This is a genomic window from Pseudomonas sp. FSL R10-1350 (assembly GCF_009600525.1).
GTDB lineage: Bacteria > Pseudomonadota > Gammaproteobacteria > Pseudomonadales > Pseudomonadaceae > Aquipseudomonas > Aquipseudomonas helleri.
This window is the reverse complement of record NZ_WIVR01000001.1, coordinates 95743-111686: the sequence shown is the minus strand read 5'-3', so window position 1 is coordinate 111686 and position 15944 is coordinate 95743. Positions and strand designations below refer to the sequence as shown.

The window sequence follows — 15944 nt, the reverse complement described above, 5'->3', positions numbered from 1 at the left end:
TAAAAGATTCAAAAGCAGTAGAAGTAGGCGAAATAACTAGAGAATGTAAGGAGAGGGACCATGTTCGAACTCGTAGACAACATCCCGCAGAGCCCGGTAATCAAAGTTATCGGTGTTGGTGGTGGCGGTGGCAATGCTGTTAACCACATGGTTAAGAGCAACATCGAAGGCGTGGAATTCATCTGCGCCAACACTGACGCACAAGCGCTGAAGAACATTGGCGCGCGTACCATCCTGCAATTGGGCACCGGTGTGACCAAAGGCCTGGGTGCTGGCGCCAATCCTGAGGTCGGTCGTCAGGCCGCTCTGGAAGACCGCGAGCGCATCGCTGAAGTGTTGCAGGGCACCAACATGGTGTTCATCACCACGGGCATGGGCGGTGGTACCGGTACCGGTGCTGCGCCGATCATTGCCGAAGTGGCCAAGGAAATGGGCATCCTCACCGTTGCGGTGGTGACACGTCCGTTCCCGTTTGAAGGTCGCAAGCGCATGCAGATCGCTGACGAAGGTATTCGTCTGCTGTCCGAAAGCGTTGACTCGTTGATTACGATTCCGAACGAAAAACTGCTGACCATCCTCGGTAAAGACGCCAGCCTGCTGTCGGCTTTCGCCAAGGCCGATGACGTACTGGCCGGTGCCGTTCGCGGTATCTCCGACATCATCAAGCGTCCGGGCATGATCAACGTCGACTTTGCCGACGTGCGCACCGTGATGAGCGAAATGGGCATGGCAATGATGGGCACTGGCTGCGCCAGCGGTCCTAACCGTGCACGTGAAGCGACCGAAGCGGCCATCCGCAACCCGCTGCTCGAAGACGTGAACCTGGAAGGTGCTCGCGGCATCCTGGTAAACATCACAGCCGGTCCTGACTTGTCTCTGGGTGAATACTCCGACGTGGGCAGCATCATCGAAGCGTTCGCTTCGGAGCACGCAATGGTCAAGGTCGGTACTGTTATCGATCCGGACATGCGCGACGAACTGCACGTGACCGTGGTTGCTACCGGTCTGGGCGCGAAAATCGAGAAGCCGGTCAAGGTTATCGACAACACCGTTCAGGCATCGTACGCAACGGCTTCGGCCCAGCCAGCGCCTTCGCGTCAAGAACCGCGTGTCGAGCGTCAGGAGCTGCCAGCGGTTAACTACCGTGACCTGGACCGCCCAACCGTGATGCGTAATCAGGCTCAGCACGGCGCAACAGCCGCTGCCAAGCTGAATCCGCAAGATGATCTGGACTACCTGGACATCCCGGCATTCCTGCGTCGTCAGGCTGATTAATGAAATCAATCAGGGGGATTCAGGTGATTGGTGTTCAGCAAAGGCTCGGTCTGCTATTATCGCCAGCCTTTGTTGATACCAGTTCGCAATTTGCGCTGAAGCGGCCAATGCCATGATTAAACAACGCACCCTGAAAAATATTATCCGTGCCACAGGTGTCGGCCTGCACTCCGGTGAGAAGGTCTACCTGACCCTCAAGCCTGCGCCTGTGGACACCGGCATCGTGTTTTGTCGTGCAGACCTTGACCCTGTGGTGCAGATTCCTGCTCGCGCGGAAAACGTCGGCGAGACGACGATGTCGACCACGTTGGTCAACGGCGATGTAAAAGTAGACACGGTAGAGCATTTGCTCTCGGCCATGGCTGGCCTTGGGATCGATAACGCCTACGTCGAACTCTCCGCGTCTGAAGTCCCGATTATGGACGGTAGCGCCGGACCTTTCGTGTTTTTGATTCAATCTGCCGGCCTGGAAGAACAGGACGCGCCGAAGAAGTTCATCCGTATCCTGCGTGAAGTGACAGTGGAAGATGGCGACAAGCGCGCTACTTTCGTCCCTTTCGAAGGCTTCAAGGTGAGCTTCGAGATCGATTTCGATCACCCGGTTTTCCGTAACCGCACCCAAAGTGCAAGCGTGGATTTCTCAAGCACTTCATTTGTAAAAGAAGTCAGCCGCGCGCGTACCTTTGGTTTCATGAGTGACATCGAGTACCTGCGCAAGCACAACCTCGCACTCGGCGGCAGCGTGGAAAACGCGATCGTAGTCGATTCCGATGGTGTACTGAACGAAGACGGCCTTCGCTACGAAGACGAATTCGTGAAGCACAAAATCCTCGACGCCATTGGCGATCTCTACCTGTTGGGCAATAGCCTGATTGGTGAGTTCAAGGGCTTCAAGTCTGGCCATGCCCTGAACAACCAGCTGCTTCGCAAGCTGATTGAACAGACTGATGCATGGGAAGTCGTGACCTTTGAAGACGCCAGCACTGCACCGATCTCGTACATGCGTCCGGTTGCGGCAGTTTAAGTAAAACTTCATTCTCTAGTTTTTGAAGGCCACCCTCGGGTGGTCTTTTTTTTTACCCGATGTTTAACGTAAATCTGTAGGAGCGAGCTTGTCTCGCGATCTTTTGATCTTGGCTGGGGCAGCTTCGCCACCCATCGCAGCCTTCGTGCCTCGTCAGCGACTACGCCGGACGTAGCCTCGCAGGGAGGTGCACATTTGTAGGAGCGAGCTTGCTCGCGATCTTTTGATCTCGGGTGGGGCAGCTTCGCCACCCATCGCAGCCTTCGTGCCTCGGCAGCGACTACGCCGGACGTAGCCTCGCAAAGCTCGTCAACTGCTACGGGCGGTGCACATTTGTAGGAGCGAGCTTGTCTCGCGATCTTTTGATCTTGGGTGGGGCAGCTTCGCCACCCATCGCAGCCTTCGTGCCTCGTCTGCGACTACGCCGGACGTAGCCTCGCAAAGCTCGTCAACTGCTACGGGCGGTGCACATTTGTAGGAGCGATCTTTTGATCTTGGGTGGGACAGCTTCGCCACCCATCGCAGCCTTCGTGCCTCGGCAGCGGTTACAAGCCGGACGTAGCCTCGCAAAGCTCGTCAACTGCTACGGGCGGTGCACATCTGTAGGAGCGAGCTTGTCTCGCGATCTTTTGATCTTAAAGATCGCAACTGCCGTATACAAAGGTCATACCAACGGCGGCTTCACCGCATTCAACCCCGTCTCATTGATGTTCACGACCCGGTTACGCCCGGCTTTCTTGGCTTGATACAGCGCCTTGTCAGCGGCGCTCAACAACGCGTCCTGGGTTTCACCCGGCTTGGCATAACGGGTGCACGAGCCCAGGCTGATGGTCAGCTTTTTATGCTCCGGCAACACCGGGGGCATTTGCTCGACGGCGAGGCGGATTTTTTCGCACAGCAGGCGCGTATTGGCGGCCTCTGTTTCGGTCAGTACCACCGCAAACTCTTCGCCCCCGTAACGGGCTGCCAAGTCCGAAGGGCGGCGAACATGGGTCTTGATCACGGCGGCGACCTGACGGATGGCTTCATCACCTGCCTGATGGCCGTAGAGATCATTGAAAGCCTTGAAGTGGTCGATATCAATCATCACCAGCGACAGCGGGCAGCCCGTGCGTTGCGCCCGGCGCCATTCCAGATCCAGGGCCCGATCCAGTGTGCGGCGGTTGGCCAGCCCGGTCAGCGGGTCGGTTGACGTCAAGGCGGCTAGATCACGCTCGGCATGCAGGCGCAAATTCAATTCGCGAATCAGCAACCAGGTCAGCCACAGCAGGCCCAGGCATAACAGCAGCGTGACGCTGCCGATCACTAATGCCGTGTGCTGCCAATTACTGAAAATGCTCGAGGCCGCTATCGCCACCACCACGATAATGGGCAGGTCGTGCACCTGAGCGAAGGTGTACAGGCGCTCGTGGTGATAAATGCCGGACATGGCAATAAAACTGCCAAAGCGCTCATTTAAGAACCGCCGGAAGTTGGGCGCCTGGCTGAGGTCCTGGCCGATTGAGATTTTACTGGTCGGCGGGTACTGCAACATCAGCGTGCCATCCGTGTCGAGCAGGCTGATATTGCCGCTGGGGCCAATGTCCAGGCCCCGGAACAGGTTTTGGAAATACGATATTTTCAGTTTTCCGACAGCCACACCGGCAAAAGTCCCGTCCTCAGCCACCAGTCTGCGACTGAGATAGATGATCCATTCGGGGCTGTCTGAACTGGCGAGATAGGGGTGGCTGATGAACAGTTCATCGCGGGTACTGTTTTGCTGCACGCTGAACCACGGCTGTTGGGTGGCGTTCGGGGGTACGCTGACGACTGGTTTTGAGCGGGCAATCAGTTTGCCCTGAGCATCCAGTACAAAAAAACCGAAAGAAGAGGGCGCTTCGTTGGTTCTGTCGAAGAGCAAGGATTGCCGGGTCTGGGCTGGCAGCGTCGCCAAGGCCTGGGTGTGCAGCAGGTCAATGAGGTTGATCAGTGCTGAATCATAAATAGAGAAGGTGTTGCGAATATCTCGATTGATCAGTTGCACGATGTTCAGGGCGGAACGCCTAGCATCTGCTTCGGTGTTGCGATATTCGCGCACCAGCAAATAGCTGACGATACCGAGAATGACCAAGGCTGAAAATGTCGTTGCCCCGATCAGTGTGCGGCGGGTAATGACAGGAGTGCGCGCGGAATACTTAATGGCTTTACCCTCAAGGCTATAAATCGTGCCTGCTCCTAAGGTACAGCCCTTGAGGTTTAAGGCCAGCTAAAAAGCTGGCCTTAAGGTCACGATTTAGAAGATGTTCAGAGGATAGTCAACAATCACGCGGTATTCATCGACATTGTGATCGACTGTTTCATAGGCCGCGTTGCCACGGTTGGTTGCCCAGCGCAGGGTAAAGCCCAAGTCTTTGGCCTTGCCTTCCTGAACCACGTATTTGGCGCTCAGGTCACGCTCCCAGTGGAAGGCGTCTTTGCCATTGGGGTTGTACCAGTTGCTGTAACCGATGCTGTTCGGATCAGCCTTGGTCAGGTCCACTTCACCACGTGAGTACGAGGCGCTGGTGGTCAGGCCAGGGATACCGAGGCCAGCAAAGTCATACTCGTATTGCAGTTTCCACGAGCGTTCGTTCGGGCCGTTGAAGTCCGAATACTGCTGCGAGTTATCCAGGTAAATACTGTCGCCCTGGTTGATGTAGTCAAACGGCGTGTTGCCGTTGACGCGTTGGTACACCGCGGTGACTTTGTGCCCGTCCATCCCCACTGCAAAGTGCAGGCTGAAGGTGTTGTTGTTGATAGCACCCAGCAGCGCGTTGCCTGTGTCCTGCGTGTGGTAGTAGTGGAAGCCAGGGTTCAGGGTGATGCCGTTGCTCAGCGAATGGGTGTAGTCCAGGTCGTAGTAGTACTGGTTCCAGACGTTTTGCAACTGCGAGGCATACAGGTTACTGGTAACTCCCGGGATGCCGCTGAACGCTACGCCAGCCCAAGTCAGGTGCTTGGTGGTCTGGTCATTCAGATTGCCGTAGGTGGTGGTCAGGCGGCGCATGCCGCTCTGGTTGTAGGGCTTGTCGTATGTGACTTGACCGCCTTCCAGCATCCAGCCCGCAAAGCTGTGGTTGGTCAGGCTGATGCCCTGGAACGTCTGCGGCAACATGCGGGTTTCACCGCCTGCGATCACTGGGTTGGTGATGAACAGGTCACCGGCTTTCAGTTCGGTATCAAACGCACGAATTTTCAGCGCTGCACCGCCCGACGAGAAGTCGGTGGGCGCATTACCGTTGCCGCCACCAATCGGCAGGATACTGCTGCCGCTGGTACCACCACCGCCATCGAGCTTGAGGCCGAGCATGGCGTACGCATCCAGACCAAAACCGACCACGCCAGGGGTATAACCTGAAGCAAACTTGGCAATAAAGCCTTGGCCCCACTCCTTGCCGTCATGGGTGTCCGGGCTGTGGATGTCGTGGTTCATGTAGTAGTTGCGTAGATGCAAGTCGAGGGTCGAGCCGTCGATGAACCCCTCTTTTGAGGTGTCGTCATCTGCCTGTGCAATCAGAGGGATCGTTGCAGTCAGTGCGATGAATAGAGGACTGAGCTTTAGCGCTTGTTTCATCAGTCGGTTGCTCCTTTAAAGTGACGGCAGTTTTTATTTTCTTTGAAAATTCAGTTCTTATTTGTAGGCGCTTCACGGTCTATGCGCCTTTTTTTAAAACAAAAAAAAGCCGCTATCATAGCGGCTTTTGAAACAATCAGTCACATACGTGTCATCAGACTGACTGGGTCGGGAAATATTTGCACGTGAAATCAGCTGTCTTTTGGTTCATCTGCCGGGCTGACTTTGACCTGTGTTTGCTGGGATTTGACATCATTTTGATGGCTGGCTGCGAGCTCGGTTTGACGCTGTTCAAAGGCCGCTGCGCGGGCCTCGTTTTTGGCGATGAACGCAGGGGATTCTTCTGCCATGGCCAGAGGCGACAACATCATAGAAGACAAAACGAAAACGCTAGCCATACCCATACTGGTGGACATTTCAGGACCTTCTTGCAGAGCAAGTGTTGTGTGATGGGCTAAATCTATAGTGCCGACGGGGATTGAAACAGCGTCATTCCGTACAAGGACTGTTGCGATTTAAGTAACAAACCGGCGTGAATTGACAGCCGGGCAACACCCGGCTGCCTCAAGACTTCATGGTGTTAAGTGGTCGGCATAAAGAATTGTTTGGTGGTGGATTCGCCCGCCACACCATAGCTGTTTGTGCCATATAGCTCGATGATGTACTCCTTGCGAGGCACGAGATTCGGGACCGAAGCTTTGGTGGCTGTGCCGCTCACTCGTACATGTTGCTTGGTGGTTGCGCCCGGCTCCCCAATGATTAAATTTATGATCTCTGAGGTATGTATGAACTCCCAGGTAAACGTTGCAATACCGAGTTGCGCGTAGGTAAACCCAATTGACTCTTTGGTCGGGCTATAAGAAAGCGTGTCCTTGTTGGAGGTGTCTCCGTAGTACGCGGCTGTTCTGGATCGGTTGCCACTGGTATCAACAGCATAAACATGTACTTGATAGTTGATATCTTTAGCCAGTGAGACAGTTAATTGAAAAGCGCCCAGGACGGGAGGATCCAGTACCTTGTAGAGTTGGTTGTTAATGGTGACTTCGTAGTGTGATATTCCACGATTGTCCGAAGAGGCGTTCCAAAAAACGTTGAGTACACCTTCCCGGTAGCGATAGCGGCCCAACAGGTTAGAAGGCACGGTTGGGTATTCCTGATCCCAGGCAGGATCGCCATGCAGATAGGTATAGTTGGAATTGTAGGCTCTTTCTCCCACGGTTCCGTAGGCATTTATGCCCCACACGAACACATGGTAATTTTTGAGAGGGATTAAGTTGTTAAACGTATAGGTGAGATCGCTACCTGAGTAAAACTCTTCTCGAAGCGGTTGTCCGATAATCTTGCCGTCTACACCACTTTCACCCCCTTGAACATCCTGGGTGTCGTAAAGGTGGATTTTGTATTTGACGATGTTGTGACCACCCTTCCAGGTAGTAACGCCTGTAGTGAGTTCCTGGCGAAGCACTGTTTGCCCATTGATAGGTGTTGCTGCGTGGCTGCTGGTTTCTTTTGTACTGCCGGTATAGGTGATTGAAGTGGACTGGTTGCCATCTTGGTTTACGGCGAACAGCGTCAGGGTAAAGTCCAGCGAAAGGCTTACGGATATAGCGTTACCGCTATAGAAAGATTCGTAGGTTTTTTCGGTGTCCGTCTTAATGGTCAGTGTGTGGGTGCGGTTCAGACCGCCACCGTCAAAATTAATCGTTAATTGCTGGGTGACCGAATTGTATGAGGTGCTTAGATTGGACGGCGGAGAAGGAGGCGTCACACTGGGGCGATAGGCGTCAATGCGTTTGATGGCGTAATCGCTAGTCCGACCGAAACTGTTTACAGCATGCGCGGTTATCAGGTAGGCGTCATAGCATGGGAGGTTGGTAAACATAACGCCTAATGCCCAGCGAGAGGCAATATTCCATAGAATAGGCTCACCTACGGGCTTGCCGTCTACGATGTCCTTCTCTGCATAAATCTCAAAAATATAGTGGTCGGCGTTATAGATGGAATGCTTGATAAGCATTGAGCACGCATACTTGCCGTCACGCTTGGAATAAACAATGTCAGGGGGTAAAGGTTTATCACTCCCTGTTGGTGGATCAATCCCTTTAAGGGCTTTGACCAACGGTGTTGAACAGTTACCGGCCACGTCGACGGCATACAGTTTTAATTCGTACTCTTGTCCTTCACGAACCTCGAACTCCAGCTGTTGACGCGGAGTGTTTTGACTGTTTACTTTGATTTTCTCACCATCATTGATTGAATAGAGGTAGTGGTCGACACCAAAGTTGTCAATGGAGGCATTGAAAGTTATGAAATAGGTGCTCCACCCTCTATGCCAGAGTTCATCATGTACGGTGGGCTGAGACGGGGGGTCTTTATCGATCAGTTGACCAGCTTTATACAAACTGGCTCTAATGCAGTAAGGGACGATGGAAGAGTTTTCAATAAAATCCACATTAATAATATTGCTGTTAATTAATGCTTGGGCATCAGGTTCAAATTTTTTGTCGATGTAGTCGGAGATATCCATGGCGCCATAGAGTATTTTGTACCTGACGACTTGCAGTGACCAAAGTTTGGATTGGTTGGTCTCCCGAGTTTTCTGATCAATGAAAATATCAAGTTCTTGTTCTGAGGGAATGTCATGGCCTATCCATTCGTGCGTAATGTCATTCCAGACGTCGGAGTTTGATCCGAATTTATCCGATGCGATGATAATGTTGTGGCCTGCGTACTGGCTGCGAATATCCCCAATCGTTAAGTCGGAGGCTGCCCTGGGCACTATTTTTGTTGAGCTGCCAGTGCCTGAAAACCCTTGAGTCAGTTGTGTAAGCAAACGCTCATAGTCGCTGGGTCGAAAATTTTTAAATTCTTGGAACTGTAAAATAATGAGTTCGTGTTTTTTTGATTTGTAGTCGTTTTTGAAAAATGCATTGCAGTCCTTAATGAGCCCCAGTACAGATCGGTTAGATGAGAAGGGGCCGTGAAAAAAATCAAAGCCAGATAACGTGCCGTTATAGACCCTTGCATTGACACGCAAATCGAACACGCGCGCACCCTGCGCGATCTGGAAAGGAAAGGTATCATTTTGACAAGCTATCCAGCCCTCTACAGGACCTCCTATCCCTTTTTTATCCATCCCGGCATTATGTGTTGAGGGGAGGGTGAGTTGGTGCGGTTTTAATTTATCAAGTTTGATGCCGAGATCAGTCATCCAAGTGGATAAATTATAATCAGGTATTTCATTTAATGTTTTTTTCATGATGATAATAGCTCTTAATGCGTGGGGCGAATTAAAAGCCTATCGGCAGGAATAGGTTTTTTCTACTGGTACTTCTGTTAGGTATTGAAGCTTTTTTCCGATCTGGTAATGTTTGTAGTTTGGTTTTCGTGATGTTAGTAGGTGTGCTTTGAATGTAAATTCATACGGCGGCACCCGCACTAAAAGCATGGGAAACGTTAAGTGAATGTCTAAGTCATTGTTTTAGCGCTGATAAATAATAGCCGCTGGAAAACTTCCTTATTTGACTGTGCCGAAACGTTCAGTCATCCGGACAACGCATATTTTAAGTTTCATCATGTTGGCAAATGCAGTCCAAAGGTATTGCGCCCCTCACCAGTGTGCACAAACACTTCGCCGCCATGCATCTGCGCGATGGCTTTGACGATGGCCAGGCCAAGGCCGTGGTTGGCAACGCTGTTGTGGCGTGACGCGTCCACGCGGTAGAAGCGCTCGAACAGGCGCGGTAAATGCTCGTCGGCAATCGGTTCGCCCGGATTGCTGATACTGATGCTTGCCTGATGCGCTGTTTGCTCGATTAGCACATCAATCTGCTGCCCAGGCGCAGTGTGCTGCACCGCGTTGCTGAGCAAGTTGATCAGCGCCCGGCGCAGATGGGCTTTTTCGATGTTGACCTGGGCATCGCCGCTGACCCGTACCGCAACGTGGGCGTCTTCGAGAATGAACTCCAGATAGTCCAGCGTGGTGGCCACTTCATCCGCCAGCGAGGCGCGGGTCAGTTTGCTGGCTTTGCTGCCTTGGTCGGCACTGGCCAAAAACAACATGTCATTGATGATGCTGCGCAGACGCTCCAGTTCTTCGAGGTTGGATTGCAGCACTTCAAAGTAATGCTCCGCCGACCGCCCACGGGTCAGCGCCACCTGGGTCTGGCCAATCAGGTTAGTCAGCGGTGAACGTAGTTCATGGGCCACGTCGGCATTGAACGACTCAAGACGGGTATACGCCTGTTCAACCCGGTCCAGGGTTGAGTTGAAGCCATTGACCAAGTGATCCAGTTCAGGCGGAAGCGGCGACAGGTGCAAGCGCCCGGACAAACGCGGCGGCTCAAGTTTCTGGGCTTTGTCAGACAGTGTGATCAGCGGCTTCAGCCCGATGCGCGCCACCCAATAACCCAAGGCAGACGCCAGCAATACGCCAATGATCGCCAGGCTGATGAGTGCCATCAGCAGGTGGTGCTGGGTTTGGCGAAAGGTCTCGGTATCGATGCCGATCAGAAATCGCAGCGCCGGGCGTTGTTCCTTGGCCGGGATCTGGCTGATCAACACCTTGAACGGGTACGCCTCGCCGGGCAATTGCAGGTCGCGCACGCCCGTCGGGCCTTGGGCGAACGCGCGTATTTGCGCGTCAGGCGAGCCATATTCGTAATTGGGGTCATTACTGATGGCCCAAAAGCGGATGCGTTTATCTTCTTCGCTGAGCAAGGTGAATTTGGAGGTGATCTTGGCCCAGTGATCGGGGTTACCGAAGCGATTGATCGACGACTCCAGTACGCTGAACCGTGCATCCAGTTCGGCTTCGGGCAGCATGCTGATGCCCTTGTCGACTTGCTGGTACAGCGCCCCGCCAATCAACACAAACACCAGCAAGGCCACCAGCGTGAACAATACGCTCAGGCGCATCGCGATGGAGTTCAGGCGGTTAAACACTGCGACGCTCCAGCACATAACCCATGCCGCGAATGGTGTGCAGCAACTTGTGCTCGAAAGGCCCGTCCAGCTTGGCCCGCAGGCGCTTGATTGCGACTTCGACGACGTTGGCGTCGCTGTCGAAGTTGATGTCCCAGACCATCTCGGCAATCGCCGTTTTAGAGAGGATTTCACCCTGGCGCCGGGCCAGTACGCTGAGCAGCGCAAATTCTTTGGCGGTCAGGTCCAGTCGGCTTCCGGCGCGGCTGGCCTTGCGGCTGATCAGGTCGATCCACAAGTCATCGACCGTCACCTGCACCGGTTCATGGCCGCCGCTGCGTCGGGTCAAGGCTTGCAGCCGGGCGACCAGTTCCAGAAACGAAAATGGCTTGCCCAGATAATCATCAGCGCCTTCGCGCAGGCCGCGCACCCGGTCTTCAACCCGCTCGCGCGCGGTCAGCATGATCACCGGTGTTTGCTTGCGCGCACGCAAGGCGCGCAACACGCCAAAGCCGTCGAGTTCAGGGAGCATCACGTCGAGCACAATCACCGCGTAATCGCTTTCCAGCGCCAGGTGCAAACCCTCGACGCCATCGCGTGCGACATCCACCGTGTAGCCTTGCTCTGTCAGCCCGCGATGCAGGTAGTCAGCGGTTTTTTCTTCGTCTTCAATAATTAGAACGCGCATAACCTGCCTCAGTGATCCGTCGCCAGTGAGCGGGCGGGGTGGGATCGATGGAACATCCGTTCGAGCCACAAGTATATGACGGGCGTAGTAAACAGCGTCAGCGCCTGACTCACCAGCAGGCCGCCGACCACGGCAATCCCCAGCGGCTGGCGCAATTCAGCACCGGTGCCGTAGCCGAGCATCAGCGGCAAGGCGCCCAGCAGGGCGGCGAGGGTGGTCATGATGATCGGCCGGAAACGCGTCAGGCAGGCTTCATAGATTGCCTCTTCAGGGCTTAGCCCGCGGGTGCGCTGGGCATCGAGGGCAAAGTCGATCATCAGAATGCCGTTTTTCTTGACGATCCCGATCAGCAGCACCAGCCCGATTAACGCCATGATCGAAAAATCCTGACCACATATCCACAGCATCAACAGCGCGCCCAGCCCTGCCGAGGGCAGCGTCGAGATGATCGTCAGCGGGTGCACGAAGCTTTCGTACAGCACCCCCAAAATGATGTACACCGCCACCAGCGCCGCGAGAATCAGCCACGGCTGGCTGGCCAGCGAGCTTTGGAAGGCTTGCGCGGCACCCTGGAAATTGCCGCTGATGGTGCTTGGCATGCCAATCTCGTTTTTCGCCTGATTGAGCATCAGCACCGCGTCACCCAAGGCCACGCCGGGGGCGAGGTTAAAGGACAGGTTAGCGGCCGGGAACATGCCGTCATGGCTGATCGACAGCGGGCCGCTGGTGGGTGCATCGACCTTGGCCACCGCCGAAAGCGGGACCATTTCGCCGGTCAAGGGCGAGCGCAGGTAGAAGTAGTTGAGGCTTTCGGCCTTGCCACGCTGCTTGCTGTCGACTTCCAGGATCACGTTGTACTGGTTGGTTTCCGTCTGGAACTCATTGATCTGGCGTTGACCAAACGCGTCGTAGAGGGCTTCGTCGACATCGGTGGCGGTTAGGCCGAAGCGCGCGGCGGCTTTGCGGTCGATGCTGATGTGGGTAATGCTGCCGCCCAGTTGCAGGTCATTGGACAGGTCGCGAAAGGCCGGGAGGGTGCGCAGTTTTTCGGTCAGGCGCTGAGTCCAGGTATTGAGCGTCGGCCCGTCGTTGCTTTTGAGCACGTACTGGTACTGGCTGCGGCTTGGCCCGGAGCTGAGGTTGATGTCTTGCCCGGCGCGCAGGTACAACACGATGCCCGGCACCTTGGCCAGTTGCGGGCGGATACGGTCGATAAATTCGCTGGCCGACACATCGCGCTCGCCGCGGTCTTTGAGGGCAATCCAGAAGCGCCCGTTGGCGATGGTCTGGTTGCTGCCGGTCACGCCCACCGAATGCGAAAACGCCTGCACCGCCGGGTCGGCGCCGACGATCCTGGCCAGCGCCAAATGCTTCTGGGTCATGTCCGAGAACGAGATATCCGAGGCGGCTTCGCTGGTGCCCAGCACAAAACCGGTGTCTTGCACCGGGAAGAAGCCCTTGGGGATCAGCACATAGCCGGCAATGGCCATCGCCAACGTCACGCCAAACACGCCCAGCATCAGCCGCTGGTGGGCCAGTGCGCGTTTCAGGCCAGCGTCATATAGGGTCAGCAACCGTTCGCCAAAGCCGGGTTTGGCATCGGCGTGGTGCACCGGCGCGCGCATAAACAGCGCGGCAAGGGTGGGGGCGAGGGTCAGTGACACCAGCACGGAAATAACGATGGTTGAGGTGGCGGTCAGGGCGAACTCTTTAAACAGTCGCCCGACTACACCGCCCATAAACAGTAACGGAATAAACGCCGCCACCAGCGAGAAGCTGATCGATACCACGGTGAAACCAATCTCGCTGGAGCCCTTGATTGCTGCATCGCGCATGCTTTCGCCTGCTTCGAGATGGCGGTGGATGTTCTCCACCACCACAATCGCATCGTCGACCACAAAGCCCACGGCCACCACAATCGCCACCAGCGTCAGGTTGTTCAGGCTGAACCCGAGCACGTACATCAAGGCAAAGCTGGCAATCAGCGACACCCCCAGCACGGCAGACACAATCAACGTGGCAGACCATTGGCGCAGGAACAGCGCCATGACCGCGACCACCAGCAGCACCGCGATCAGCAGGGTGATTTCCACTTCATGCAACGAGGCGCGGATGGTCTGGGTGCGGTCGCTCAGCACTGTGACCTCGACCGAGGCCGGGAGCATGGCTTGCAGACCGGGCAGTGCGGCCTGGATGCGGTCGACGGTTTCCACAATATTGGCCCCCGGCTGGCGCGAAATCACCAGGTTGACCCCCGGCCGGTGGCCCGACCAGGCTTGCACATAATCATTCTCGGAGCCGTTGATGACCCGCGCCACGTCGCGCAACTGCACCGGGGCGCCGTCTTTGTATGACACGATCAACTGGCCGTACTCGTCGGCATCGAACAGTTGGTCGTTGGTCGCCAGGGTCGAGATGCTCGACGGACCGTACAGCGCGCCCTTGGCCAGATTGAGGCTGGTTTGCTGCAACGCCAGACGGATATCGGCGAGGGTCAAGCCGATGGCGGCCAATTTGTCAGCGCTGGCCTGGACCCGGATCGCCGGGCGTTGCTGGCCGGTGATGTTGATCTGCCCCACGCCGTCGATCTGGCTGATTTGCCGGGCGAGCAGAGTTTCGACGTAATCGCTGAGTTCAGTGCCGGGCATTTGCAACGAACTGATACTGAGGATCAGCACCGGGCTGTCCGCGGGGTTGACCTTGCGCCAAGTGGGCAGCGTGGGCATGTCTTTGGGCAACTTGCCGGACGCGGTGTTGATCGCCGCCTGGACTTCCTGGGCGGCGGTATCGATGCTTTTATCGAGGGTAAATTGCAGGGTCAGGGTGGTTGACCCCAGTGCACTGCTGGAGGTCATTTGGGTTACGCCGGGGATGGCGCTGAACTGCACCTCCAAGGGCGTTGCGACCGATGAGGCCATGGTGTCCGGGCTGGCACCGGGCAGTTGCGCCGACACTTGTATGGTCGGGAACTCCGCCTCGGGCAGCGGCGCAACGGGTAAGCGTGGAAAGGCAATCAGGCCCAACAGCACTAACGCAAAGGTCAGCAGCACCGTGGCAATCGGGTGATCGACGCACCAGGCCGAGAGTGAGCGGCTGCGGGTCATGGTTGCACCGGCTGGGCGTGTTCGGTGTTAGCCAGGGCGGGCTCGCTCAGGGTTTCGATTTTTGATCCGGGTTTGAGCCGCGACTGGCCGTCGCTGACCAGCGTATCGCCCGGTTTGACGCCGCTGACGATGTTCAACGCCGTGTCCTGATAGAGGACCTGCACGGGCACGGTTTCGACGTGGTCGCCGTTGACCCGGTATACGAAGTAAGTGTCCAGCCCGCGTTGCACAACGGGCGGGGGGACGACCAGGGCATTTTGATCAAGCCCGGTTTGAATCTCGACATTCACCAGTTGCCCCGGCCAGAGCGCATGGGTGGGGTTATCGAACTGCGCCTTGACCTTGATGGTGCCGGTGGTGGCGGAGACCTGATTGTCGATCAGGCTCAAGCGGCCTTCGCCCAACGGCGTGCCGCTGTGGTCCGCGTCGCCAATAAAGGCTTTGACCAGGGCCGGATCTTTGGCGTTGAGCAGTTCATGCAAGGTGGGCAGTAATTGTTGGGGCAGGGAAAACTCGACGGCAATCGGATCGAGTTGGGTCACGGAAAATAATCCCTGGGTATCGCTCACCCGCAGGAAGTTGCCCGGGTCCACGGCGCGGATCCCCACGCGGCCAGTGACCGGCGAGTGAATTTGCGTATACGACAGTTGCACCTGCGCCGCTTCAATTGCCGCCTGATTGCCTACTGCCGTGGCTTTGAGCTGATTGACCAGCGCCTGTTGCTGGTCGAGGGTTTGCTTGGACACGCCGTTGTCGACGCTCAACAACTGGTAGCGCTTGAGGTCGATCAGCGCGCCTTGCAACTGCGCCTGATTTTGCTGCAGTTGGGCTTTGGCCTGGTCCAGGCTGGCCTTGATTGAGCGGTCATCCAGGGTTGCCAGTAAATCACCGGCCTGGACCGTTTGCCCTTCTTTGACCAGCAACTGGGTGAGGATGCCGTCAATCTGTGGGCGAATGACCACACTGTGGAGCGACAGCACGGCGCCAATCCCGCTGACCGTGCGCGGCACGTCTTGCTGCACTACTTGAATGACCCGCACCGGCACGGCGGTAGCCGCGACAGCGGTGTGCGAGGCCGGGCGTTTGAGCAGCCAGAGGCCTACGCCGAGCAGAACAATCACCAGCGTGCCGAGGACTATTTGTTTAATTTGAATGCGCATGCCAGGCCGTGTGCGTGGAAAGGGGAGAGTCAGGGTTATAGCGGTTGAATCCGGTCAGCAGAGTGACTGCAAACTGACATTACGGACAGGAACATAAAAATAGTGTGATAAGCCTAAATAAAAATTCAACAGCGTCGATACTCCTTTAGAGGGTGCGCACTGCGCGCCTATTTAGAGG

The 15944-nt window shown here is 55.7% G+C and carries 10 protein-coding genes; 2 read left to right on the top strand and 8 right to left on the bottom strand.

Annotated features, from left to right (window positions below; translation table 11 throughout):
* Positions 1-60: 60 nt before the first annotated feature.
* Positions 61-1275 carry a cell division protein FtsZ gene (gene ftsZ / locus GHO25_RS00485; protein ID WP_048367173.1) on the top strand — a complete coding sequence of 405 codons (1215 nt, stop codon included), beginning with the start codon at positions 61-63 and terminating at the stop codon, positions 1273-1275.
* Positions 1276-1387: 112 nt separating this feature from the next.
* A complete protein-coding gene (gene lpxC, locus GHO25_RS00480) occupies positions 1388-2299 on the top strand; it encodes a UDP-3-O-acyl-N-acetylglucosamine deacetylase (protein ID WP_048367172.1) in 912 nt (303 codons plus the stop codon).
* Positions 2300-2963: 664 nt separating this feature from the next.
* On the opposite strand, the gene GHO25_RS00475 is transcribed toward lpxC, so the two are convergent.
* The 8 genes from GHO25_RS00475 to GHO25_RS00440 form a co-directional block, all read right to left on the bottom strand.
* Positions 2964-4409, bottom strand: a complete 1446-nt coding sequence (locus GHO25_RS00475) for a sensor domain-containing diguanylate cyclase (protein WP_256677127.1) — start codon at positions 4407-4409, stop codon at positions 2964-2966.
* 162 nt (positions 4410-4571) lie between these two features.
* The gene (locus tag GHO25_RS00470) at positions 4572-5891 is read right to left on the bottom strand and encodes an OprD family porin (RefSeq protein ID WP_048367169.1); all 1320 of its coding nucleotides are present in this window, start codon (positions 5889-5891) and stop codon (positions 4572-4574) included.
* 191 nt (positions 5892-6082) lie between these two features.
* Positions 6083-6307 carry a hypothetical protein gene (locus tag GHO25_RS00465; protein WP_048367167.1) on the bottom strand — a complete coding sequence of 75 codons (225 nt, stop codon included), beginning with the start codon at positions 6305-6307 and terminating at the stop codon, positions 6083-6085.
* A 164-nt stretch (positions 6308-6471) separates the two neighbouring features.
* Positions 6472-9150 (bottom strand): hypothetical protein, encoded by a 2679-nt coding sequence (locus GHO25_RS00460; protein WP_153389571.1) that lies wholly within the window; start codon positions 9148-9150, stop codon positions 6472-6474.
* Positions 9151-9464: 314 nt separating this feature from the next.
* The gene (locus GHO25_RS00455) at positions 9465-10853 is read right to left on the bottom strand and encodes a heavy metal sensor histidine kinase (RefSeq protein WP_153330381.1); all 1389 of its coding nucleotides are present in this window, start codon (positions 10851-10853) and stop codon (positions 9465-9467) included.
* The gene (locus tag GHO25_RS00450; RefSeq protein WP_153330380.1) at positions 10828-11502 is read right to left on the bottom strand and encodes a heavy metal response regulator transcription factor; all 675 of its coding nucleotides are present in this window, start codon (positions 11500-11502) and stop codon (positions 10828-10830) included. The genes GHO25_RS00455 and GHO25_RS00450 overlap by 26 nt, the downstream gene beginning before the upstream one ends.
* Before the next feature lie 8 nt (positions 11503-11510).
* A complete protein-coding gene (locus GHO25_RS00445) occupies positions 11511-14606 on the bottom strand; it encodes a multidrug efflux RND transporter permease subunit (protein ID WP_153389570.1) in 3096 nt (1031 codons plus the stop codon).
* Positions 14603-15766 (bottom strand): efflux RND transporter periplasmic adaptor subunit, encoded by a 1164-nt coding sequence (locus GHO25_RS00440; RefSeq protein ID WP_153389569.1) that lies wholly within the window; start codon positions 15764-15766, stop codon positions 14603-14605. The genes GHO25_RS00445 and GHO25_RS00440 overlap by 4 nt, the downstream gene beginning before the upstream one ends.
* Positions 15767-15944 lie beyond the last annotated feature (178 nt).

What these genes read in the sequence shown, in the direction of transcription:
- lpxC (WP_048367172.1), top strand. Translation starts at nt 1,388, where the DNA reads ATGATTAAACAACGCACCCTGAAAAATATTATCCGTGCCACAGGTGTC.
- ftsZ (WP_048367173.1), top strand. Translation starts at nt 61, where the DNA reads ATGTTCGAACTCGTAGACAACATCCCGCAGAGCCCGGTAATCAAAGTT.
- GHO25_RS00465 (WP_048367167.1), bottom strand. Translation starts at nt 6,307, where the DNA reads ATGTCCACCAGTATGGGTATGGCTAGCGTTTTCGTTTTGTCTTCTATG.
- GHO25_RS00470 (WP_048367169.1), bottom strand. Translation starts at nt 5,891, where the DNA reads ATGAAACAAGCGCTAAAGCTCAGTCCTCTATTCATCGCACTGACTGCA.
- GHO25_RS00455 (WP_153330381.1), bottom strand. Translation starts at nt 10,853, where the DNA reads ATGTGCTGGAGCGTCGCAGTGTTTAACCGCCTGAACTCCATCGCGATG.
- GHO25_RS00440 (WP_153389569.1), bottom strand. Translation starts at nt 15,766, where the DNA reads ATGCGCATTCAAATTAAACAAATAGTCCTCGGCACGCTGGTGATTGTT.
- GHO25_RS00445 (WP_153389570.1), bottom strand. Translation starts at nt 14,606, where the DNA reads ATGACCCGCAGCCGCTCACTCTCGGCCTGGTGCGTCGATCACCCGATT.
- GHO25_RS00460 (WP_153389571.1), bottom strand. Translation starts at nt 9,150, where the DNA reads ATGAAAAAAACATTAAATGAAATACCTGATTATAATTTATCCACTTGG.
- GHO25_RS00450 (WP_153330380.1), bottom strand. Translation starts at nt 11,502, where the DNA reads ATGCGCGTTCTAATTATTGAAGACGAAGAAAAAACCGCTGACTACCTG.